20 protein-coding genes and 2 pseudogenes are annotated in these 25,214 nt (G+C 28.9%); 18 read left to right on the top strand and 4 right to left on the bottom strand.

Annotated features, from left to right (window positions below):
• Nucleotide 1 precedes the first annotated feature (1 nt).
• The 3 genes from B0A78_RS02375 to B0A78_RS02365 all read left to right on the top strand — a co-directional run bounded on the left by B0A78_RS02375 (nt 2) and on the right by B0A78_RS02365 (nt 5,965).
• Nucleotides 2-4,453, top strand: coding sequence for a T9SS type B sorting domain-containing protein (locus tag B0A78_RS02375; protein ID WP_097609334.1), 4,452 nt, complete (start codon nt 2-4; stop codon nt 4,451-4,453).
• A gap of 360 nt (nt 4,454-4,813) precedes the next feature.
• Nucleotides 4,814-5,308 (top strand): RNA polymerase sigma factor, encoded by a 495-nt coding sequence (locus tag B0A78_RS02370; protein WP_065213667.1) that lies wholly within the window; start codon nt 4,814-4,816, stop codon nt 5,306-5,308.
• A 15-nt stretch (nt 5,309-5,323) separates the two neighbouring features.
• Nucleotides 5,324-5,965, top strand: a complete 642-nt coding sequence (locus B0A78_RS02365) for a hypothetical protein (RefSeq protein WP_065213668.1) — start codon at nt 5,324-5,326, stop codon at nt 5,963-5,965.
• A gap of 398 nt (nt 5,966-6,363) precedes the next feature.
• On the opposite strand, the gene B0A78_RS02360 is transcribed toward B0A78_RS02365, so the two are convergent.
• Nucleotides 6,364-7,353 (bottom strand): aspartate-semialdehyde dehydrogenase, encoded by a 990-nt coding sequence (locus B0A78_RS02360; protein WP_065213669.1) that lies wholly within the window; start codon nt 7,351-7,353, stop codon nt 6,364-6,366.
• Nucleotides 7,354-7,614: 261 nt separating this feature from the next.
• Between B0A78_RS02360 and yaaA the strand changes: the two genes are divergently transcribed.
• A complete protein-coding gene (gene yaaA, locus B0A78_RS02355; protein WP_065213670.1) occupies nt 7,615-8,373 on the top strand; it encodes a peroxide stress protein YaaA in 759 nt (252 codons plus the stop codon).
• A gap of 89 nt (nt 8,374-8,462) precedes the next feature.
• Here the strand turns inward: yaaA and B0A78_RS02350 are convergent, their stop codons facing one another.
• Complete coding sequence (locus B0A78_RS02350; RefSeq protein WP_014164382.1) at nt 8,463-10,553, bottom strand: LTA synthase family protein; 2,091 nt, start codon at nt 10,551-10,553, stop codon at nt 8,463-8,465.
• Between the two features lie 59 nt (nt 10,554-10,612).
• On the opposite strand from B0A78_RS02350, the gene B0A78_RS02345 reads away from it, so the two are divergent.
• The 6 genes from B0A78_RS02345 (at nt 10,613) to B0A78_RS02325 (ending at nt 14,475) form a co-directional block, all read left to right on the top strand.
• Complete coding sequence (locus B0A78_RS02345) at nt 10,613-11,083, top strand: hypothetical protein (protein WP_065213671.1); 471 nt, start codon at nt 10,613-10,615, stop codon at nt 11,081-11,083.
• 564 nt (nt 11,084-11,647) lie between these two features.
• Nucleotides 11,648-11,791 (top strand): hypothetical protein, encoded by a 144-nt coding sequence (locus B0A78_RS14400; protein WP_155761351.1) that lies wholly within the window; start codon nt 11,648-11,650, stop codon nt 11,789-11,791.
• A 133-nt stretch (nt 11,792-11,924) separates the two neighbouring features.
• Entirely contained in the window at nt 11,925-12,902 is a 978-nt protein-coding gene (locus tag B0A78_RS02340) for a catalase (RefSeq protein ID WP_014164380.1), read from the top strand.
• 16 nt (nt 12,903-12,918) lie between these two features.
• Nucleotides 12,919-13,329, top strand: a complete 411-nt coding sequence (locus B0A78_RS02335; RefSeq protein ID WP_041253150.1) for a DoxX family protein — start codon at nt 12,919-12,921, stop codon at nt 13,327-13,329.
• 11 nt (nt 13,330-13,340) lie between these two features.
• Nucleotides 13,341-13,676 carry a DUF2834 domain-containing protein gene (locus tag B0A78_RS02330; RefSeq protein ID WP_014164378.1) on the top strand — a complete coding sequence of 112 codons (336 nt, stop codon included), beginning with the start codon at nt 13,341-13,343 and terminating at the stop codon, nt 13,674-13,676.
• Between the two features lie 157 nt (nt 13,677-13,833).
• Complete coding sequence (locus tag B0A78_RS02325; RefSeq protein WP_065213672.1) at nt 13,834-14,475, top strand: NAD-dependent epimerase/dehydratase family protein; 642 nt, start codon at nt 13,834-13,836, stop codon at nt 14,473-14,475.
• A gap of 98 nt (nt 14,476-14,573) precedes the next feature.
• Here B0A78_RS02325 and B0A78_RS15125 read toward each other — a convergent pair.
• Nucleotides 14,574-15,125: pseudogene (locus B0A78_RS15125) on the bottom strand (hypothetical protein).
• Nucleotides 15,099-15,323 (bottom strand): annotated as a pseudogene (locus tag B0A78_RS15120) (IS982 family transposase); the annotation flags it as partial. The pseudogenes B0A78_RS15125 and B0A78_RS15120, both read right to left, overlap by 27 nt.
• Nucleotides 15,324-15,664: 341 nt before the next feature.
• On the opposite strand from B0A78_RS15120, the gene B0A78_RS02315 reads away from it, so the two are divergent.
• From B0A78_RS02315 to hemN, 8 genes are all read left to right on the top strand, one after another.
• Nucleotides 15,665-16,618 (top strand): lipopolysaccharide core biosynthesis protein rfaS, encoded by a 954-nt coding sequence (locus tag B0A78_RS02315; RefSeq protein ID WP_123906695.1) that lies wholly within the window; start codon nt 15,665-15,667, stop codon nt 16,616-16,618.
• A 19-nt stretch (nt 16,619-16,637) separates the two neighbouring features.
• The gene (locus B0A78_RS02310) at nt 16,638-17,696 is read left to right on the top strand and encodes a glycosyltransferase (protein ID WP_063743839.1); all 1,059 of its coding nucleotides are present in this window, start codon (nt 16,638-16,640) and stop codon (nt 17,694-17,696) included.
• 4 nt (nt 17,697-17,700) lie between these two features.
• On the top strand, nt 17,701-18,270 hold the full coding sequence (locus B0A78_RS02305; RefSeq protein WP_065213674.1) for an L-threonylcarbamoyladenylate synthase: 570 nt from the start codon (nt 17,701-17,703) through the stop codon (nt 18,268-18,270).
• A gap of 68 nt (nt 18,271-18,338) precedes the next feature.
• Nucleotides 18,339-19,757: a CCA tRNA nucleotidyltransferase gene (locus B0A78_RS02300; RefSeq protein WP_065213675.1), complete on the top strand. Its 1,419-nt coding sequence runs from the start codon at nt 18,339-18,341 to the stop codon at nt 19,755-19,757.
• 72 nt (nt 19,758-19,829) lie between these two features.
• Nucleotides 19,830-20,855: a COX15/CtaA family protein gene (locus tag B0A78_RS02295; protein ID WP_041253149.1), complete on the top strand. Its 1,026-nt coding sequence runs from the start codon at nt 19,830-19,832 to the stop codon at nt 20,853-20,855.
• Nucleotides 20,856-21,089: 234 nt separating this feature from the next.
• Nucleotides 21,090-21,773 (top strand): cell division ATP-binding protein FtsE, encoded by a 684-nt coding sequence (locus tag B0A78_RS02290; protein ID WP_014164368.1) that lies wholly within the window; start codon nt 21,090-21,092, stop codon nt 21,771-21,773.
• A 2-nt stretch (nt 21,774-21,775) separates the two neighbouring features.
• Nucleotides 21,776-23,602, top strand: a complete 1,827-nt coding sequence (locus B0A78_RS02285) for an SPOR domain-containing protein (RefSeq protein WP_065213676.1) — start codon at nt 21,776-21,778, stop codon at nt 23,600-23,602.
• A 68-nt stretch (nt 23,603-23,670) separates the two neighbouring features.
• On the top strand, nt 23,671-25,035 hold the full coding sequence (gene hemN, locus B0A78_RS02280) for an oxygen-independent coproporphyrinogen III oxidase (protein WP_065213677.1): 1,365 nt from the start codon (nt 23,671-23,673) through the stop codon (nt 25,033-25,035).
• Nucleotides 25,036-25,214 lie beyond the last annotated feature (179 nt).

Below are 25,214 nucleotides of genomic sequence, written 5' to 3'. Positions count from 1 at the left end.
AATGAAGGCAAAATTTTTAATATTATTTCAATTAATTACGTTTACAGTAGTCGCTCAATTTAGCAAAACGCATTATTTACCGCCTGTTTCTTCTGGTGAGATAATTGCTGGTGAACAATATATGTATATTTCAACACCGAGTACCTCTCCTGTTAGTTTTAATATTACAGCGTTAGGAGGTAACGTTATAAATGGAACTGTTACAAGAAATTCACCTTATATCTATAGAATAGGTTATGGTAATAATACCCAAGCTCATGTAAGTTCTTCTTTTGCGCATACCATTCTTAAGAATAAAGGTTATATAATTGAAGCACAAGACTTAGTGGCTGTTTCTATAAGAATACGATCAGAAAACAGCTACCATGCTAGTTCTATCGTTTCAAAAGGGATTGCCGCATTGGGTAAGGAATTTAGATTAGGTGCATTTTTAAACGATCATGTACCTACTTATGATAACTCTCATTATACATTTGCTTCTATTCTTGCTACTGAAAATAATACTCGAATTAAATTTAGCAACATAAAACCTAATACAAGATTAATTAATAATAACGAAGGAAACACTCCCAGTGACATAATTTTAAATAATGGTGAAAGTTTTGTTATTGCTCTAAAAGGATCTAATTCCCAACCTCGTAATGCTCTTATAGGCGCATTAATATCAGCCGATAAACCCATTGCCGTTAATAGTGGCTCATTTGCCGGTTCTAACGGAGATTCTCAAAACTTAGATATGGGCTTTGATCAAATTGTATCAGCTGAAACAATTAATAAAATTGCTCCTGAAGTTATTAATGGTTCAACAGCCAATCCTACAGAATACATATTTATAAAAAGTGACGGATGGGATCTTGCCGAAAGGATATTATTAATTGCACATAAAGATGATACCCAAATTTATTTAAATGGTAGCAACACTGCTGATTATATTTTAAATTCAGGAGAATACGTAACAATAGACGGTTCTCAATTTTCATTAAATAATAATCTATATGTAAAATCCACCAAAAACCTTTTTGCTTATCAATCTGTAGGCTCTCTAAAAGAATACAACGATAATAGTAGTAAAGACTTTGCAAATCAAGAAATGTTTTTTGTCCCTCCATTAAGCTGTCAAACTCCTAATAATATAAATAATATTCCATTTATTGATACCCTTGGCAATTATCAGTTTAATGGTCGGATTACAATAGTAACCAAAGCAGGTGCAATTCTAACCTTTAATATAAATGGTATTGATTATGATCTAAAAAATCTCCCTAGTAAGGAAATATCAGGTCCTAATCCTGTTAATAGTAATACAAATTATGTTACTTACACAATAAAAAACTTAACAGGCAATCTAGGTGTTTTTTCAACAGACGAGTTATATATAGCTGCTTATGGTAATAATGGAGCCGCTACATTTGGAGGATATTATTCTGGTTTTACCTTCAAACCCGAAATTGCTTTAGAAAAAATATCCTTAGACGCTGATAATTGTATTCCAAATATTAAACTAACAATAAGCACAGCCTCTTCTTTTGATACGTTCCAATGGTATGATCAAGACGGACCTATTTTAGGGGCTAACACAAATACTTATATACCAACTAAACCTGGATATTATAAAGTAAAAGCAAGTATCTCTACTTGTGGTATTTTTTCTCCATTAGAATCTGATAATATTCCTGTTAGTAATTGTCCTGATAACAATAATGGTTTAATTAACGACAACATTGATATTGATTTAGATAATGATGGTATTTTAAATTGTACAGAATCTTACGGAAATCAAGCTATCAACACAAGCCTTAACACTGGTGTTATTCCTTTTAGTTCAACAAATTACATTACTCAAACCATTATTGATGGCAATAAAACCACTACACCATTAATAGGTAATGCAAATGGCACTATCATAACTGAAGTTCAAAAAGGCAAACAAAATAGTGTAACATATCAAGTACAATTTGACCAACCCACGAGCATTGAATTAAAATACCCTAACAATATTCAAGTGAGCGAATCTCTAAATGGGGATACGGAATATATAATCAATAGTGATATTAATAGAACTTTAACTATTTTGAATCCAGATAATCAAATTTTAATTGACACCAACTTTGATGGAATTTTTGAAAATGGCGTAAAACAATTTTCTTCTTTTGAAATTCGTTTTAGACGCAATAGTACTACTCCTTTACAATCAGGTTCAGGGACTTTTAAAATAGCAGGAAAAAATATTAATATATTAAAAATCAAGCATAAAAATTTATCTGATTTAGTTTCAGCCAAATCCAGTTTAAATTTAGAAGCCTCCTGTGTCCCCAAAGATTCTGATGGTGACACAATTCCTGATAAAGAAGATATAGATAGTGATAATGATGGTATAAATGATCGTATAGAAGCGCAAAATAATACCCCAATAGCTATATCTAATACGGATACTAACCATAATGGATTAGACAATGCTTTTGAACCTGGATTAATACCAGTTGATAACGATAAAGAGGGTATTCCTGATTATCTTGATTTAGATTCGGATAACGATGGAATCTTAGATTCCGAAGAAAAAGAAATAGATTTTGATAACGATGGGATCAGTAACTATCGTGACTTAGACGCTGATAATGATTTATGTTTTGATGTAAAAGAGGCTGGATTTATTGATGCTAATACAGATGGCATATTAGGTAATATCACTCCTCCACAAGTAGATAACAAAGGAAAAGTTATAGGCTTTATAGGATATACAAAACCCAATACGATTTACTTACAATCTGCTCCTATAAGTATAACAGATCAGCCAAAACCAGGTAAAGGATGTCTTTTAGAAAAAACTAAGATTTCTTTAACATCAAACGCTGATACTTTTCAATGGCAAATTTCTACCGATAATGGTGCTAATTGGAATAATTTATCAAACACGGGTAATTATTCTGGTGTCAATACTCCTGAACTAGAAATAAAAAATTTATCTAACGCAATGACAAATCATTTGTTTAGAGTTCAATTAAATCGTTTAGGCAATGCGTGTGATTCTTTTTCTAATAATATAGGATTAATCATATATCCTCTTCCAATATTAAAAAGCAATCAAAGATTAATTCAATGTACTAACTCAACAAATGGTCTTGCTCTATTTAATTTAGATAAAGTTCAAAGTTTAATTTCTGATAACTATGCTAATGAAACTTTTAGTTACTTCCATACACAAGCAGGCGCAACTACAAACAATGTAAATGAGCAAATAAAAAATCACGAAACTTACATAAATCAAACACAATCAACAGAAGTCATTTGGGCTAGAGTACTCAATTCCAACAATTGTTTTAGTGTAATCCCTTTTGAAATTTATGTATCAACAGCACAAGCCGCTTTTATTATACCAGAAGGTATCATTACAGCTTGTGATGATTATGTAGATGCAAATCATGATGATTATGACGGAATAACAACATTTGATTTATCTAAAAATTACAATGGTATAATATCACAATTTAATAATCCTGATATAGAAGTGTATTTTTACAAAAATGAGAATGATTATTATCAACAATTTTCAAATGGTAAATCATTGGCTATTGATAAAAATAATTTTACGAACTTTAGAAATACAAATAAAGGAGCCGATAAAATATGGGTTCGAGTAGAAAATAAAATAACAAAAGCTTGTTTAGGAGTGCCTCTACAATTCGAATTAAAAGTAGAAGCTAAACCAAATATTGACACCAACATTTCAGGCTTATCAAACACCTATATATGTACTGACGACCCTGATTTTAATATTACTTTACAATCTGGACTTCCAATAGGAAGTAATCAAAACGATTTTAATTATGAATGGTCAAAAGATGGTGTTACAATTCCTTTTTATACAGAATCTATTTCTGTAAATCAAATAGGTACTTATAAAGTAAAAGTCATTAATAAAACACCATCTGCTTGTTTTAGAGAAAGAACTATCAATGTAACAGAATCTAATACAGCAATACTTAATGACAGCCCTATTATACAAGATTTGGTCGATAATAGTTCTATTACCATAAGTGTATCTGGTCATGGAGAATACGTTTTTGCATTAGATAACATAAATGCTCCGACTCAAAAAACAGGTTATTTTGACAATTTAATACCTGGCGTACACAAAATATATGTTATTGATTTAAATGGTTGCAAAACATTAGAAGTTTCTTTTTCTATTTTAGGTTTTCCTGCCTTTTTTACTCCAAATGGCGATGGATACAATGATTACTGGAATGTAATAGGAGCTGATTCCATATTTAATTCTGATGCCAAAATTCTAATCTTTGACCGTTTTGGAAAATTATTAAGGGAAATATCTCCTTCAGAATCTGGATGGGATGGAACCTATTTAGGCAAACCTCTTCCTGCTGATGATTATTGGTTTACAACTCAATTAAAAGATGGTAGAACTAGTAAAGGGCACTTTTCTATTAAAAGATAAACACTATTAAAATAGTCTTCTAACCCTCATAATATTTTATTTGTGAGGGTTTTATTTTATATCACAATATTTAGGTACACTTTTATAAATCGTATATCCTAAAATTCTATAATAAAAAATTTCCGTCTATTATTATTTTTTCTTCTTTTCTTCCTCACCACAAAATCCAATGTATAATCTGAGTTAAAACAAACTCACTATTAATTCCAATTTTATATATTAATAAAAAAATGACTTTACAATGGTAATCATTAAATCCAAAAAAATATAAATTCATCAAATACAATCAGTTATAAAATAATCAAAAAAACATACTCTAAAACTGTAACAATTCATAAAAACTACCAACTAATAGGCAGTATGAATACTGAATTAGAAAAATCATTTGTGAATCAACTAAAAAATAACCAAAATTTGGTTCACAAAATTTGTAGGCTTTATACCCAAAATGAAGAAGAACACAATGATTTATTTCAAGAAATTACAATTCAATTATGGAAAGCGTATCCCCAGTTTAGAGGCGATTCTAAATTTTCAACTTGGGCTTATCGAGTAGCTCTTAATACCGCTATTACTTTATATAGAAAATCTTCTAAATCAATTCATACTGTTGAGTTTGAAACTGGCAGACATTTTGTATTACAAGAGGAATATAATTATCAAGAAGAGGAAAATTTAAAATTGCTTTACAAAGCTGTATACCAACTTAGTGATATAGAGAAGGCTCTTGTATTCATGTATTTAGAAGATAAAGATTACACCGAAATTTCTGAAACGTTAGGTATAAGTGAGGTAAATGCAAGAGTAAAAATGAATCGTATCAAAACGAAATTAAAACAAATAATTAATCCGTAACGATAGAAGGAAAAAATGGAAGAATTGGATTTATTAAAGAAAAATTGGAATAATACTAATAATTTTCCAAAAATGACCGAAGAAAATATTTATGCTATGTTACATAAAAATTCATCATCAGCAGTCAAATGGATTTTTATTATCAGTGTTATTGAGTTTTTATTAGGTATTATATTAAGTTTTTCATTTTCTTTAAATAAAAACAGTAAAGAAGATATTTTTTTAGAAAAAATACATTTTCCTGAAGTTTATTTAAATATTATAACTGGCCTATCTTACATAATTATTTTGTATTTCATTTATAATTTTTATATATCATATAAAAAAATAGAAGTACTTAACTCGACTAAACAATTAATGAAAAACATCTTTATTGTTAGAAAAATCGTTACAAGGTATATCCTTTTTAACCTAAGTCTTTTTGCTGTAATACATTCCTATTTATTTGGCTATGGTGTATATATAGGAATCACAGATGAATTTAAAAATTCAGAAACTCAAATAAGTGAATTTACCATCTTATTACTTTCTATCCTTATATCTATTTTATTAACAGCACTAATGATTGGAGTCTTTTTATTAATCTATAATTTTTTATATGGTAGGCTGTTACGCAAACTAAAAAGAAATTACCATGAATTAGAAAAGATAAGCTAACCCTACGAAACGTTTTTAATAAGAATAAAGGAATCTACCCAAAATATTTAGTCGGTCGTCACACTTCAACACAACAGAAGAAAGAGACTCCTAATAATGAAGATTATGCAATTTATTTAACCTGCTCACTTCTTTTCATTTTTGCTTTGTTAACTGAATCAAATCAACCCAATAAAGTTAAACGATAAACGGTAAGATTTTATAAACCTTTCTGAAAACATCATCTTAAGATACGTATATTAAGTGTGTATTCTAAAAAGACTCAATCTTTTTATTTTTACAAAAGGAGAAGCCACATAGTACAGACCATGTGCCTTCTCCTTTTGCGGAAGTAACAAATTAGACGTTAAGTTAGTCCTTTTTAAAGCCTCTTTTTTATTTAAAGATAGCAACAAATTTCATACGAACTTATTAGCTACTAAATATTCCGCTATTTGTACTGCATTAGTAGCTGCACCTTTTCTTAAATTATCAGCTACAATCCATAAATTAAGTGTATTGGGCTGACTTTCATCACGACGAATTCTTCCTACAAAAACATCATTTTTACCTTCTGCATATAACGGCATGGGAAACGTAAAAGTATCAATATTATCTTGTACGGTTACCCCTGGCATTTCATGTAGGATGGCGCGAACCTCTGAAACTTCAAAATCTTTTTTAAACTCAACATTTACAGCCTCACTATGTCCTCCTACTACGGGAACTCTTACAGCAGTAGCTGTAACAGCCATTGTTTTGTCTTCTAGTATCTTTTGAGTTTCACGAACTAATTTCATTTCTTCTTTCGTATAACCATTTTCCTCGAAAACATCACATTGCGGGATTAGATTACGATGAATTGGATATTTGTAAGCCATTTCTTCTTTTATTCCAGCATATTCATTTTCTAATTGTCTTACCGCTTTAACCCCCGTCCCTGTAATAGACTGATAAGTAGAAACAATAACACGTTTTATATCATATTTTTTATGTAAAGGAGACAGTACCATTACCATTTGAATAGTCGAACAATTAGGATTAGCAATAATCTTGTCTTCCTTGGTAAGAACAGCCGCATTAATTTCAGGGACTACTAACTTTTTAGTAGGATCCATACGCCAAGCAGATGAATTATCAATAACCGTTGTTCCAACCGCTGCAAACTGAGGCGCCCATTCTTTAGAAGTTTCTCCACCAGCAGAAAAAATAGCTATTTCAGGCTTCATTTCAACCGCTGTTTGTATACCTACCACATTATACGATTTCCCTTTAAATTCTATTTCTTTTCCAATTGATTTTTCAGAAGCCACAGGAATTAATTCTGTGATTGGAAAATTACGTTCTGCTAAAACTTGTAGCATTACCTCTCCTACCATACCGGTAGCACCTACAACAGCTATTTTCATTATCTTGTGTATGTTTAATTTTTGCAGAACAAATGTACATAATATTTATTTTCAAACTATTTAGAACTCTTATTTTATAAGAAATTCTTAACATTAAAAAAAGATAAATAGCATATTCTTGCATTTACATTTTTTTAAATTTTGAAAATAAAAATACCTGATTTAATCTACTATAAAAAAATAGAAAAAAACGATTATAAGAATTGCTTGTTAAATATATTTCGAAGTATTTTTGTAATCAAGGCATTAAATAGAAACATAATGAAAATTATTATATCTCCTGCAAAATCTTTAGATTTTGAAAAAAAATTACCTACTGATCAATTTACGCAACCCTCTTTTTTAAATAAGTCAGAAGAAATAATTAAATTATTAAAACAATTAACACCAAATGACTTATCTAATCTAATGAAAATATCACCTGCACTAGGCGAATTAAATTGGCAAAGAAATCAAGAGTTTAAAATTCCCTTTACACCTAAAAATGCTCGTCCCGCAGTGTATGCTTTTAACGGAGATGTCTACCAAGGATTAGATGCCTATAGTATATCCGAACAAAAAATAGATCAATTACAAAATAAACTCCGTATACTTTCGGGGCAATACGGCTTATTAAAACCATTAGATCTCATTCAACCTTATCGTTTGGAAATGGGAACAAAGTTAGCTATAGGTAATAAAAAAAATCTGTATGAATATTGGAAAGAAACCTTAACAGATAGTTTAAATCAGGAATTAGAAAGCAACGATGTGTTTATTAACCTTGCTAGTCACGAGTATTTTTCTGTCATTAATTTTAAAAAATTAAAAGTTCCTGTTATTGCACCTGAATTCAAAGATTATAAAAATGGTCAATTAAAAATAATTTCTTTTTTTGCTAAAAGAGCTAGAGGACTTATGGTTCGTTATATTATTGACAACAACATTGAAACAGTAGAAGATTTAAAAAGTTTTAATTATGAAGGATACTCTCTTGATGCGTCACTCTCTACTGATACTAAATTAGTATTTACAAGATAGACTCTAATAAAATGAATCTTTACATATACAAAAGGCTATCTATTTTTTACTAGATAGCCTTTCTTTTTATACTTTTTTAATTATTAAATTTAGTTCTTTTCATACTGCTTTGATTTAAGTATTTGAGAAACGGTTTGATAATTACTAATCGTTTCTTTTACCAATTGATTATCTAGATTATTTTTAGCTATTTCATCATACATAATTTGAAATTCTTTTGGTAAAGTAGAAGGTTGCAAAACCAAATCAAATTGCTTCACTTTTTGCTTTGGTGAGATGATTGTAAGTATATTGTTTTTAATATACCCCAGATCTTGATATGTTGCTATAAATGCTCTTGGTTTATAATCTATTGAATAAACATCTTGTCCATAAAATTTACTCGTATAACGAAAACCTAACCTTCCAAATAAAGTAGGCATGATGTCTATTTGCGACATCAATATTGGGTTTATTGCTCCTTTTTTCATGGGTTCAAATATCATAGCAGGTATACGATATTTATCCATAGGCAATTCTGTTTTTCCTGCACTTGATGCACAATGATCGGCAATGATTACAAAAAGGGTATTGTTATACCAAGTTTGTTTTTTTGCCATATTAAAAAATTGACGCAAGGCATAATCAGTATATTTTACGCCTCCTTCACGTGATTTTGCGTCATTCGGAATGTCTATTTTATTAGCGGGATAAGTAAAAGGTCTGTGATTACTTACAGTCATCCAATGATTAAAGAACGGTTTCCCTGTTTTAGCTTCTGCATTCATTACTTGAATGGCTTTTTTAGCCATATCTTCATCACAAACTCCCCAAACATTGGAAAAAGTTATTTCATTAGGTTTAAACGTTTTTTTATCTACTATTTCATATCCATTTCCTCCAAAAAAATCTTCCATATTATCAAAATAAGCATCTCCCCCATAAAGATATTTTACCGTATATCCTTTTTGTTTAAAGATACTTCCTGTAGAAAACTTATTCTTGTTGTCTTTTCTCTTTACTATACTTTCACCTGGTGATGGAGGAAGACATAATGTAACTGCCTCTAAGCCTCTTATTGTTCTATTTCCAACCGCATATAAATTGGTAAACTGTGTACTTTGAGTAGCCAAACTATCTAAAAAAGGAGTTACGTTAAGCTGATTTCCATAACATTTCATAAAATCAGCACTCAAACTTTCAATAGTTATTAAAACCACATTCTTCTTAGTTTCTGGTAATGTAGAAACAATTAATCTTTCAGATGTTTTATTATCTAAATTACCTAATTGTTCTTTCAATAAAGTAAATGCTTCTTCTTCTGGAATAGTTTTATAAAATTTTTGATAATCCAATTCACTATTCATAAATGCTAGATAAAAGCGATAAAGTCCACTTGCTTGCAATTCATTTGCAAAAACATTTGAAGAAGTCTCTTGCTTAGCTAAAATAGATATTGAAAAGGTACTTATCAGAATTAAAAAAACATAAACAATAGTTGATTTTACTTTATCCTGAAAAGAAGGCAGGTTTTTTAAAAACACCTCTGAGGTTTTCACTATTTTATAAGTAAAAAATGCCGTAATTAATCCAACTCCTGTAAATAAAGGAATTATAGGATACGATTCCATTATATTCTTGATTACTTCGTTTGTATAAACTAAATAATCAACTGCAATAAAGTTATAACGTACTCCAAATTCATTCCAAAAGAAAAATTCGCTCACCGTATTTTGTACTATAATTAGTACGACTAAAAATACTGTTATTGAAAATAAAACCATCCGGATTTGTTTTCTATAGGTAGGAATAAAAAGCATTAATCCAAAAAACAAAGTCTTAAGAGCTACAAAACTTATACCTATTTCGGGTAAAACACCCCCATATTCATTTAAGATCGTATTACCAAAACTCACATATAATAGAAGAGTACAAAAGGAAACAAAAATAATATACCCCCAAGGCTTTTCATATTTACTATTGGATAAAAACAATAAATAGAACCATAATAAACCTGAAGCGATAATAAAAACAAAAAAATCAGAAATTAATCCTGTTAGAAAAATTTTCCCTATTTCTTTCCAAGTAAAACTAGTAGAAGTAATAGGATGAAATAAGAGTACCATTCTTAAAATAAAGTTGCTAAGTAAAAATAAATTTAACAACTGTTTGTAGGGCGATTTTTTTTCAAAAAAATTCATTGTATTTTAAATTTTGGCAAAATTAACTATTAAATTTGGCATACTATAAATTTTATATCATGAATTCTGCATATTTTCATTTATTAGTAAATCACTTTCCAATCATTGGATTATTTTTTGGTATAGCTATTTTAATTTATGGCATTTTCAAAAAAAATCCTTTGGTATTAAATATAGCTTATATCCTTTTTATCTTTTCTATGATAATGGGCAAAATATCAATGATTACAGGAGATAAAGCAGAACATTTTTTAGAAAAAACAACTGATTTTTCTCACAATTTAATTGAAGTTCATGAAGAAAAAGCAGAAATTTTTATGAAAATAGTATATCTTTCGGGCTTAACCTCTATTATGGGATTGATTGCTCATGCTAAAAAACACCCTAAAGCATATTTGGCTACTTTATTTGTATTAATTATTGGAAGTATAGGTATCCTTTTTTCGATACCAGTAGGCACTTCTGGTGGAAAAATTTGTCATACTGAATTTTATAAAAGTCAAAGAAACATAAATATCAATAAAGATTAAATTAATCTTTATTGATAAACTGTCAATAACATTTAATACAATTTTAATTTACAAATCAACAATAAATACAAAATGAACGAATATTTTTTAATACCGTTTCAACACAAAAGTCTTTTGCCTACTTACTTTTTATTCTTTCTTAATATTTTTAGTTTATACTCTTTTACATAAATTTACTGGAACAATCATTCAGAAAACTAAAACTATTGTATGTCTAAACAATCTAGTAAAATCGCTTTCAGGACTAATCTTGTTGTGGTTTTTAGCCCTTTTATAAAAATACGATATTCCCCCCAGATTACACATTAGAAATTTATTACAAATACAAACAACTTTGAATCTAGAAAAGTCTTGTTTTTTTGTTCTCAATGTAAAACTACAGCTGCTGTAAAAAATTTATGCCTTTTTAGCTTCTTTGCCTTTTTCCTCTTCATCACAAAGGCTAACGCATAATCTGGGTTAAGTTTGAAATTATTAGTATCGTTTTATACTAGAGCCCTACTAAAATTATCTATAAAATCAAAAGCATATATAAATATCCATATCATCACATATTCAAAAAGCATGAACTCTTTTTTAATTCGTTTTAATCTTACATCAAAAAAAGAAGATGCTAATTTTTTGCAAAAAATAAATGAACGTTCATTTATTTTTTATAATTTTACACTGTTAAATTGGGATTGGATTCAATGGAAAAGCAACAAATAAGAAAAGTATAATTAAACGGCCTATTCTAAAATTCTACTAAAATCAATTATATGACAAAATAGGATAGTCTTTTTAATGATGTTATACTTTAAAAGAAAAAAAGATCTTTTAAAATATTTTAAGTAAAATAAATATGACGGAACAAGAATTAATATTAGATATGCAATCTATTCTTCAAGAAAAAATGGAGAAAGATTATACCGAAGGAAAAACAAAAAGGGATGCACATCCTAGATGTTTAGCTCTATTAAAAGCTAATTTTAAGGTAATGGAAAATTTGCCTAATGATTTACAAATAGGTATTTTTCAACCTGGAAAAATTTACAAATCATTTGTTCGAATATCAAATGCAAGCGGAAAAGTACAATCAGATAAAGCAAAAGATTTCAGAGGTTTTGCTATTAAACTAATTGAGGTGGAAGGTAAACGTTTTGACTCAACAGAAAGGCATACGCAAGATTTTTTAATGATATCCCATCCTACTATGCCTCTTGGTACTATAAAACTTTTTAGAGATGCCGTATATTATGCCGTAAAATGGAATCCTTTTATTTTGGCAATGAAAATGATTTTTTCGGGTAACGGAAAGATCTTAAAAGAACTTAATAGTGCTAAAAAAAATCAAACCAGCCCTTTAGATTTAACATACTGGAGTACAACCCCCTATATGTATGGAAATGAACAAATAAAATTTAAGATCGTACCTACCTCTACCACAAAAAGCAAATTACCACAAGTACTTAGCGATAACTATCTAACCGAAAATATGGTAAATCATTTACAAAAAGACATTGCCAAATTTGATTTTTACATTCAGCCTTTTACTGACGAAAAAAATACACCAATAGAAAACGCAGGAATTGAGTGGAATAGTTCTTTTATAAAAGTTGCAGAAATAGAGATCCCTATTCAGAATTTTAATACAGAAGAACGTTTTGATTTTGCTGAACAATTATCTTTTTCTCCGTCTAATTCATTAGAGGACCACAAGCCAATTGGTGGAATAAACCGTGCGAGAATAGAAATTTATAATGTTTTATCTAAATTTCGTCATCAACGCAATAACAAACCAATAATAGAACCAACATTGAACAATTTTAATATTAAATAACCATTTTATCCAAACAATGAACCAATTTAAATCAATCAGTTTTATAATATTGCGTTATCTACTAGCAATATTTATGGTAAATGCTGGTATCCAGCATTTTATTAAAGCTAATTTTTACGTTCCTTTTGTACCTGACTTTCTACCCTTTAAAGATTTTATAATACTCGGATCAGGTGTTTTAGAATTAGGCTTAGGGCTATTATTATTCTTTAAAAATGATTTAGCAAAGTATGCTGGATTAGGAATATTTTTACTAATGTTAGTATTTCTACCTATACATATAAAGGATGTCTTTGTAGAAAATCCTTCTATAGGATCCCATAAACTAGCTATTATCCGTTTGCCTATACAATTTATATTTTTAGCCTGGTCATGGGCTATCTGGAAATATTTAAACAAACAAAAAGAAATTTCTGTAAACAATTAATTATATATATCATGAAACGAAAACATATTTATCTTTTATTAAGTATTTTAGGTATTTGTTATACTTGGTTTTTTAACATTCAATATTTTCAAACAGCAATAGATCCTTCTCTTTTAAATTTTTTTAGAGATGCTAAATGTAGCCTTCCCGCTCAATCATTAGAGGCCGATCTAAAAGTTGTTGTTATTACCTTTTTTATTTTCTATATTCCTGATGCCATCCGTTTGAAAATTAAATATTGGTGGACTTTAATCCCTCTTACTATTTTAATTGCTGTAGCGTTCACCTTTCCCTTTTATCTATTCTTAAGAGAGTTAAAACTTGAAAAAGAAAAAGATCAATTATAGAAAAATAGTTTTTTATAAATAAATTTAGTACAAACATTTGTTGCACAACTATAAAATTATGCCATCCCTTATTTTTTTACAGTTGTGCAACTATTATAAGAATTAGAATTTCATAACACTATTTATCATTCATAATTATTTATAAAAAGTAAGTAAAATGAAAAAAACAGCTATTATACTCGGAGCAACAGGACTTACAGGAAGCTATTTATTAGATTTGTTATTAATGAGTGAGGATTATGAGAAGGTTAAAATATTCACTCGAAAAACTACAGGTAAAAAACACCCAAAACTAGAGGAATTTATAGGCGATATACTTTACCTAGAAAAATTTTCTAACGATTTCAAAGCAGATGACGTTTTCTGTTGTATTGGTACCACAAAAGCTCAAACACCTAATAAGGACGAATACTACGCTATTGATTATGGTATTCCTGTTAGTACAGCTAAATTATGTGAACAAAATCAGATTTCTACTTTGAGCATAATTTCTGCTATTGGCTCAAATCCGAAATCTTCTGTTTTTTATAGCCGTACCAAAGGTGAAATGGAACAAAGCGTTTTAAAATATAACATTCCTAATATCCTTATCTATAGACCTTCTTTAATTTATGGAGAAAGAAAAGACAAACGTCTTGCAGAAAACATAGCCACTATACTGATCAACGGATTACAGTTTCTTTTTATAGGTAAAATGAAAAAATACCGCGCTATTACAGGTAAAGAATTAGCCAACGCTTTATTTTTAGGCGTAAAAAAAACAGGACATCAAATTATTGAAAGAGATCAGTTTTTATAATACTATTTAAAATTTGAATTATTTCAGTAAATTCAAATTTTATGGATGTTAAAAAATACGATTAATTAGTTCAAGTTGCTGTTAACTCATTTATTTAATTAAAGCCCAAAGACAAACAAAGTAAGCTTTGTAAGAAAACTTTCTAATGTTACAACGTATATTGTTCTTGGGAACATTTTTTAATCTAGTGTATCTATTCTTTTAGCATTTGAATTACGTTGAATTTTCAATAAAATACATTTTCTTTCTAAGGCAATATCCTCTAATCCATAATCTGTATATACACTATTATATTTTTCTTCTTTTGAGAATTTTGCAATTTGCAATTCTCGTATTATTACATACTGCAACTGGAAACGAATCTATGATATAATGCATTTCAAACAACTCATAAAGTAATACCATTTAAGCTTAAAATATACTGGGTTAAAAAGTAAAGTTCTCAATACGCTTTTTTTAAACAACTCGAACAGACGGTTGAGTTATATAATTGAAATCATCGTTAGTTCGAGCGCGAAGCGCATCGAGAAGCAACGCTAATTTTTGTTGCTTTTATAGATGTACTATTTTTAAAAAGAAAATTCAAAGTTTAAATGGTATAAGTTTCCAATTTTATGTAATTACCTATTAAATCTACTTTTGTCGAGCATTCCAGGAACAAAACCATACTGCTTCATAAATTTTATAGCAGAACAATGATTTCCATAAAAACTTGTCGACGAAACTATTGCTGTTAGAATAATCTCACTATCACTTACTCGTCTTCTTGTATCTTCTTTGTGATCAATTCCTTTTAAAATATCATCGATTAAACAAAAAATTGATATAATTTTGTCCTTGCAAAGCATTGGTTTGGTATTATAGTTCGTAAAACAAATTTACTGAACCTTTGCTTTGTTTTTTCTTTATCGCAACTAGCAACTTGAATTATTTAGATTAGATATTAGTGCAGTGATTTATAAAAAAAGAGTTAAAGAATTTCGTTTTGCTCTGACTACGTCTCCGATTCACTCAGCTCTTCAACTAAAAAACGTATGTTAAATTGTATAGTTTTAACTTGTACTGAAAAGGAGAGCCTCCCTTTTTTTACCACAATACTAAAATTCTTTTCTTTAAAAAATTTATTAGACTATATTTGTATTTTGCTAACGATTAGAAAATTATTATACTTTATATATTAATGAAAAAAATGCTCTTAATATTTCCTGACTATTATCATTTTGATAAAGTAGTATTAAAAGGATTTAAAAAATATTCTGATTTTGAAGTAATAAAAATAACTCCAAATAAAAATTATTATTACAGAAATTTTTTTGAAAAAATATTGAATTTTTTTTCAAAAACACTATTTGGAACAAATCTAAAAAAAAAATATTTTGTATACAAAAGGATTATAAAACAGATTAATCAGCATGAAAATTATGATTTTATTTTTGTAAATAGACCTGATATTTTAGATAAAAGACATATTTCCCTTTTACACAAAAAATCCAATAATGTAGTAGCTTTATACTGGGATAGTATTGATAAAATCCCAGGGTCAAAAAAAACAATTCCTCTATTCAAAAAACATGTGAGTTTTGATAAGGAAGATTGTTTAAAATACAATTTTAAATTTATTCCAAATTTTTATTTTGATATTGAAAAAAAAGAAAAAAATGAGAAGCCTCATGATATTGTATTTTTAGGAACTTATGATAAACGTATCGATGATTTTATTAATTTTTATAAAAAAGTAAAATCCTCTCAAATTGATATATATGCTAAGATATTTGATAAAAAAAAAGAAATCAATCCGAAACATCAAATAGAAGGTATAGAGTTCACTAATAAAATAATCCCTTTTATAAATTCTTCAAAGTTTTATAAGAATTGTCATGCAATTTTAGATCTAGCACATAAAAACCAAAGAGGATTGTCTTTTAGACCCTATGAAGCATTAGGATTAAAAATTAAGCTTATTACAAATAACACCGATATTGTTAATTATGACTTTTATCATCCTAATAATATCTTTGTCTTTGAAGAAATTAATACTGATGAATTAATCAAATTCTTAAAGTTACCATATCACGAACTATCCACAGAAATATATTTAAAATATAGCCAAAAAAAATGGATTGATAATATTCTAAATTATTAAAATCATTAAAACAATAAAAATGGAAAATCCAAGAATTTTATTCTTATGCACTGATGATAAAAAACCAGTTGGAGGAATAAAACAAATCTATAAAATGGTCGAATTATTAAATCGAAACAATTTTAATTCATATGTTTTGCATAGAAAGAAAGGATATAAAGTCACTTGGTTTGAAAATAACGCAAAAATACTTTACAATAAAGAAATATTCTCTCTACTAAAATATAGTTCCGAAAAAGAAAAAATTAAAATCAAATCAAAACTATATTTTGACAGACTTTTAGATAAATTAAAGAAAAATTATACCATAACCAATAAAGATATTCTGGTCTTTCCTGAAATATATGGTAATTGGATTAATCATGTTTTTCCCGAAAATTTTAAAGTGATTTTTAATCAAAATTGCTTTTATACATTTCACAATACTGAAATAGGAAATGATTCACATTATTTAAATAAAAAAAATTTAGCTACTATTACAGTTTCAAATGACTCCAAACAATATCTAGAAACAACTTTTAAAGATATATTAATTGAAAGAATTAGGCTAAGCATAAATGAAAACTATTTTAACTTTAAAAAAGAAAAAAAGAAAAAAATTTGTTTTATGCCTAGAAAATTAAACGAAGATATTGTACAGATTATAAATATTTTAAATTTAAGAGGCAAATTAAAAAATTGGGAATTTATTCCAATTGACAACAAATCAGAAGAAGAAGTCAGTAAAATCATGAAAGATAGCTTTATTTTTCTTAGTTTAAATTATACAGAAGGTTTTGGTCTGCCTCCTGTTGAAGCTATGGCATGTGGTTGTATCGTAATTGGATACACAGGACAAGCAGGTAAAGAATACTTAAAACCTGATTTTAGTTTTCCAATAGAAGAAAGAAACATAATTGATTTTGTCAGTACAATTGAAAAAGTTGCTCTAGATATAGAAAAAAATGAATATTTTTATTTAAATATGAGCAAAAAAGCATCAAAATTTGTTTTAGAAAACTATAACTATTCAAATGAACTAAATGATACTTTAACTACTTGGAACAAAATTATCGACTTATATAAAAGTAAAATTTAAAAAATTGGAAAACATCAACACCGAAATACACAACGCCTTTGAAGTTATTAAAGATGGAGGCATCATCCTATACCCTACCGATACCGTTTGGGGAATAGGCTGCGATGCTACCAATCCAGATGCTATTAAAAAAATTTATGCTCTAAAACAACGTGAAGAAAGTAAAAGCATGATTGTTTTAGTTAATGGCGAGCGTATGATTTATAATATTTTCAACAACTTACCCGAAGTGGCGTGGCAAATTTTAGATGTTTCTGAAAAACCTACTACTTTGGTATTAGACAATCCAAGGAATGTAGCCCCCAACATCATTGCTGAGGACAAAACATTAGGTATACGCATCGTTACCGAACCTTTTTGTTTTAAACTGATGGAACGCATGAAAAAACCATTAGTTTCTACCTCTGCCAATATTTCAGGACAACCTACTCCTATTTCCTTTAAAGAAATTAGCCCCGAAATTATTAAAGGTGTAGACTATGTAGTAAATTTGCATCACGAAAAAATTTGCAAGAACCCTTCTACTATCATAAAAATAACAAATGATAGCCAGGTAAAAATTATTCGCAAGTAATTTTATTCCAAATCTACAGTTTAAAGAATTACAAATAACTTTAAACTACATACCTTAAATTAGTGTTAATGAATTATAAAGAACATTTAGATCACAAAATTTTTGAAATTGTATCACAAGCTGCTCAATTACTGAACTTAGAATGTTATGTAATTGGCGGTTTTGTACGCGATATCCTCTTAGAACGCAATCATAAAAAAGATATTGATATAGTAGCTGTTGGAAGTGGAATAGAACTTGCACTAAAAGTATCAGAACTCATCCCTCATAACCCTAAAGTTCAAGTATTTAAAAATTACGGTACCGCTATGCTTCGATATGAAGACATGGATATTGAATTTGTTGGTGCTAGAAAAGAAAGTTATAATTTTGACAGCCGAAAACCTGTTGTAGAAAATGGAAGCTTAAAAGATGATCAAGAACGAAGAGATTTTACAATCAACGCTTTAGCTTTTTCACTAAATACTTCTAATTTTGGAGATTTAATAGATCCTTTTAATGGCGTAATAGACTTAGAAAAAAAAATCATCCGTACACCACTTGATCCAGACATAACGTATAGTGACGATCCTTTACGCATGATGCGAGCCATTCGTTTCGCTTCACAGTTAAATTTTCAAATTGAATCCGAATCACTTGATGCAATAAAAAGAAACAAAGATCGAATTCATATCATTTCTGGAGAAAGAATTGTAGATGAATTAAACAAAATTCTACTCTCTACAAAACCATCAATCGGATTTTTGTTATTATACCAAACAGGTTTATTAGATATTATTTTACCCGAATTAACTGCCTTAAACAATGTAGAAGAAGTTGAAGGACATACTCATAAAAATAATTTTTATCATTCATTAGAAGTAGTAGACAATATTTGCCCTAATACTAATGATTTGTGGTTAAGATGGTCTGCTCTACTACACGATATAGGAAAAGCTCCTACTAAAAAATTCCATAAAAGACAAGGTTGGACCTTTCATGGGCATGAATTTTTAGGAGGAAAAATGGTGAAAAATATTTTTATCCGATTGCACATGCCTTTGAATCATAAAATGAAATTTGTTCAAAAAATGGTTCAAATGAGTTCCCGTCCAATCATATTAGCACAAGATATAGTCACTGATAGCGCAGTTCGAAGACTCGTTTTTGATGCAGCCGAAGATGTTGAAAGTTTAATGATCTTATGCGAAGCCGATATTACTACTAAAAATTCAAAAAAATTTCAAAAATATCACAACAATTTCAAAATTGTCCGTAAAAAAATCATTGAAGTAGAAGAACGTGACCGTGTTAGAATTTTTCAACCTCCCATCACAGGAGAAGAAATCATGCAAATTTTTGACCTAAAACCTTCTAAGGAAATTGGTATTTTAAAAGAGGCCGTAAAAGAAGCTATTTTAGAAGGAGAAATCCCTAATGAATATGAACCCGCTTTAACTTTTATTTTAGAAAAAGCTGAAAAAATGGGACTAAAAAGAGTTAAATAATATTATGCAAGATCATACATGATTTAAATCATGCGGTTTAATATTTTTTTTTAATGATTTTGTATTAAAAAAATAAAAATGAAATTTATAAAAATAGCAAAAACAGCACTTATTTTAGTATATCTAGTCGTAATAGCTGGTGCATTAGTTAGAATGACTGGATCGGGTATGGGATGTCCAGATTGGCCAAAATGTTTTGGTTATTATATCCCTCCAACTAATATACAGGAATTAACTTGGACAGAAAATAGATTGTTCAAAAAAGGACAAGTTATCATTAAAAACGAGCAACTATTAGTAGCCAAAGAAGATTGTATAACTGGCAAACAATTTGACACTACACAATGGAATAAATATACTAAACACGATTATGCAGAGTTCAACCCCACTCATACTTGGGTTGAATATATAAACAGACTCTTTGGTGCCTTATCTGGTTTTGCTTGTTTAGCTATGTCATTTTATTCTTTTAGTTTTTGGAAAAAAAACAAGTTGATACCCATTTTATCATGGCTTGTAGTCTTTATGATGGGATTTCAAGCGTGGCTTGGAGCGACTGTGGTTTATTCTGTATTAAACCCTGTAAAAATAACCCTTCACATGATAATGGCTTTAGTTATTATAGCCTTTATTATTTATATCATCTTTTTAGCAGATCTAAAATCTAGCTCAAAAATACCAGATAATACCTTTCGAAATTTACTATGGGTAACTATTACTATGACATTAATACAAGTTGTTTTAGGAACACAAGTTCGACAATTTATAGATGAACAAGTAAAATCAGGAATAGAAAATCCAACGTTATGGTTATCCAAGCCGCAAATAACATTCTATATCCACAGAAGTTTTTCTATTTTAGTATTAGCAACCAACCTATTTTTATATTTTCGAAATAAAAAACTAAATCTTGGTTTTAAGGAAATGAATTGGGTCTTATTACTATTAGTTCTTGAAATTCTTTCGGGTATTTTTATATACTACCTGAATTTCCCATTTGGTTCACAAACTGTACATCTTGTATTAGCATCTATCCTTTTTGGAATTCAATTTTATATGCTACTCCAATTTAAACAAAAAAACAATATCTCTTTTTAAATTCATACATAAGGGCTAAAATAAAAATTAGTCCTTTTTTATTTTTCCTACCTCCCCTGTAGAATAAAAGTATAAACATACAAAATCTAAACTCAATAAAAACTAGAGAAATACTCTTCCTATCCAAAATATTGATGCTCTCTCAAAAAATCAAACATAAAAACAACTTATTCTAAAAATTATTTTGAATACGCCCCTTAACTTATTATTTTTACCAAACTAAACATATATATCATGTCACACACTATATTATCGCTCCAAAATGTAACCATTTATCAAGAAGGAAATAAAATTTTATCCGATATCAATCTAAGTATTACTCCAGGCGAATTTATTTATATTATAGGTAAAACAGGTTCAGGAAAAAGTAGTTTAATGAAAACACTTTATGCCGATCTACCCCTTACACAAGGTGAAGGTACTATAGTAGATTATGATCTACATGGACTCATTGACAATGATATTCCCTTTTTAAGAAGAAAAATAGGTATTGTTTTTCAAGATTTTAAATTACTCCCCGACAGAAGTATAAATGCTAATTTACATTTTGTTTTAAAAGCTACTGGTTGGACAAATGAATTAGATATGCGAGCAAAAATTGATGAAGTGCTAGAAAAAGTAGGACTTAGAAATTTAGCAAACAAAATGCCCCATCAATTATCTGGTGGAGAACAACAACGCGTAGCTATTGCTCGTGCTCTATTAAATGACCCTGATTTAATCTTAGCAGATGAACCAACTGGTAATTTAGATCCACAGACAAGTATGGAAGTTATGGAAGTTCTTCGAAAAATCAATCAAAATGGAAAAACAATTTTAATGGCTACACATGATTATGCCCTGTTAATGAAATACCCTTCTAAAACATTAAAATGTGAAGAAGGCGCTATTTTTGAAGTGGTACAAAAAACAACCTAAAAATGCTCAAAAAGCCTTCCTTTTGGTTATGTCTCTTCGTATCTTGTCTATTAAATGCACAAGAAGAAAAGAACTTTAGCATTCGGTATCAAAATTATTTAAAAGGCGATATTTATTTTATCGCCAACAGTATTATAGGCAAAAAATCAGGAAAAAATGCAAACGAACCTTACGATAAAATAAGTTCCAATGCAAAACTGAATGATCAGCTCAATATGGCCTATATAGATATAGATCAAGAGCTCGAAACATTTTCATCTAGTTCAGCAGTATTAGAACCTATCCACCCTAATGACAAAGTTCTTTTTGCTGGATTATACTGGTGTGCCACACTACCTGACAGAAACAATTCTATACAACCTATCAATAAAATATCTATTAAAACACCACAATCTGAAAACTATTTTACAATAGAAGGAAGTATTCTATACGATGCAAAAGAGCATAATAAACACACTACTAATGCACCGTACGTATGCTTTTCAGATATAACAGATCAAATCAAATCAAAGCCTTGGGGTACTTATACTGTAGCTAATATTCAAGCCAGTCAAGAAAAAATTGAAGGAGGTAGTGCCGCAGGTTGGGTACTTTATGTTATTTATGAATCTGACTCAGAACCTTACCACCTAATCAGTTTATATGATGGCTTTTCTTATATCTATAACAAACCCGTTGAAATTAACTTTAAAGAATTCATTACCCCAAAAACAGGCAAAATCACTCCAAAACTTACTGTAGCTGCTTTAGAAGGCGATTTAAACATTGAAGGAGACAATCTAAGAATCAATACTCCTAATACTAAAAAGTGGTATTATATTAGTAATTCTTTAAGAAGTGGTCAAAACATCTTTAATAGTAAAATTACCCATTATAATACTGATTTTAACAAAAGAACCCCTGCCTCTCTAAATACTTTAGGCTACGATGTTTTTTTAGATAAAATTCAAACAAAAGAACTTTCTTTTAGTGATATTGACCAAGTTAATTTAAAAATAAGTTCTTTAGGTGATAAATTTTATGTGACTAATATAGGATTTAGCATAGAAATAGATGAAGATTTTGCAAGAAAAAAAATAGACTCAACTTTATCAACCAAGTATTCTATTACACAAAAAAATGTGCAAATACCTAAACAAAAAAAAAATCTAAATCCAATAGATACAAATACTATACGCAAAACTATAGTCGAACCAACCTCTACAAAAAACAGTAGAAAATCCAAAGAAATAAAAACCTATTTATTTGATTCCACAGTAGCACCTGAAGGCTATTATATAATTGCTAACGCTTATCAAAACATTCATTATGCTCATGATTTTGCAAATAAAATAAGTAGTAAAACAATACAGCCTTTTATTTTTAAAAACCCTGACAATCAATTATACTACTTAAGTTTAAAACATTACAAATCACAAACAGCAGCAGAAAAAGCCTATTACAACAACATCAATAATACATATTTTCAAGAATATTGGATTGCTAAAATCCAACACCCTAATACACCTTTAGAAACTTCCTACAAAAATAAAACTAGAATTGAAAAAGAAATTTCAACCATAAAAATTAATAAATCCAATACCACATTAAAACAAGGATATTATTTAGTTTCTAATGTATTTGAGATTCCTACAAATACAACAAAGTACGTAACCTTTTTAAAAAAACAAGGATTTACAGCTTCCTTTTTTATTAACCCAATAAACAACTATTATTATACTTATCTTGAATATTATACTGATTTAGAAAAAATAAAAGCGGATTATTTTTCTAATTATAACAACCGCTTTTTTGATGAATATTGGATTATGGAAGTTATATTAGAATAACAAAACTGACAAATATCATTTTACGTACCTTTACTGTAGACTACCTTTGATTGTGTAAATTATTAGGTATGTCAACATCATTAATACAGAAATACAATGTGCCTGGTCCTCGATACACCAGCTATCCAACCGTTCCTTATTGGGAAAATCAGGAATTTACTGTTAAAGAATGGACAAAAACAGTATTAAAATCATTTCACGAAAGCAATAAGAAAGAAGGTATTAGCCTTTATATTCATCTTCCCTTTTGTGAAAGTCTTTGTACCTTTTGTGGTTGTCACAAGCGTATTACCAAACGTCACGAAGTAGAAAAACCCTATATAGATGCCGTATTAAAAGAGTGGAATTTATACTGCGCCCTTTTTCATGAACCCCCAATCATAAAAGAAATTCACTTAGGGGGCGGTACACCTACTTTTTTCTCAAATGAAAACCTTACGCTCCTTATTAACGGAATTTTATCAAAAGCTAAAATAGCTCCTGATCATGAATTTAGTTTTGAAGGACACCCTAATAATACAACTCGAACTCATTTACAAACTCTTTATGATCTAGGATTCCGTAGAGTAAGCTTTGGCGTTCAGGATTATAGTGAAAAAGTTCAAAAAGCTATTAATAGAATTCAACCTTTTCAAAATGTAGCTAAAGTAACTTTATGGGCAAGAGAAATAGGATATACCTCTATATCACACGATTTGGTTTTTGGTCTTCCCTTTCAAGGAATAGAAAATATAGTAGACACTATTGAAAAAACCAAATCTCTTTTACCTGAACGATTAGCCTTTTATAGCTATGCTCACGTTCCTTGGATAAAAGGTAATGGACAAAGAGGCTTTAATGACCAAGACGTACCTAAAGACGAAGAAAAAAGAAAATTATACGAAATAGGTAAGCAACTCTTATATAAAAAAGGATACCATGAGATTGGAATGGATCATTTTGCACGAAAAAAAGATTCACTCTATATCGCCTCACAAGAAGGAAAATTACATCGCAATTTTATGGGATATACAGCATCTAAAACTCAATTGATGATAGGTTTGGGAGTTTCTTCTATTAGTGATAGTTGGTATAGTTTTGCTCAAAACGAAAAAACAGTTGAAGACTACTATACCGCTTTAGCAAATAATATACTTCCTATCTCTAAAGGGCATATCTTATCAAAAGAAGATTTAGTGATCCGTAAACATATACTTAATCTAATGTGTCAATTTACAACCTCATGGGATACTAATCACTTATATCTAGAAGATATGCCTCAAATTCTTACTCAATTAAAAGAAATGGAATTAGACGGACTAGTTATTCTTCAGCCCAATGCCATAACTGTAACAGAAAAAGGAAAACCTTTTGTACGTAACATTTGTATGGCTTTTGATTTAAGATTAAAAAGAAAAACACCTCAAACCCAATTATTTTCTATGACTATTTAATATAATTAAATAAACAACTTTTTCAGTATTAAATTTTTTCTACATTTAATTAATTCAAGTTGCTAGTTTAAAAATGAAAAACAAAGCAAAAGGTTAAGTAAATTTGTTTTGCTAACCAATAAACGAAACCCATGCTTTGTAAAGACAAAATTATATCAATTTTTTGTTTAATTGATGAT

The sequence above is a fragment of the Flavobacterium columnare NBRC 100251 = ATCC 23463 genome, from assembly GCF_002530675.1.
GTDB classification, from domain to species: domain Bacteria; phylum Bacteroidota; class Bacteroidia; order Flavobacteriales; family Flavobacteriaceae; genus Flavobacterium; species Flavobacterium columnare.
This window is presented reverse-complemented; position numbering and strand designations above follow the sequence as displayed.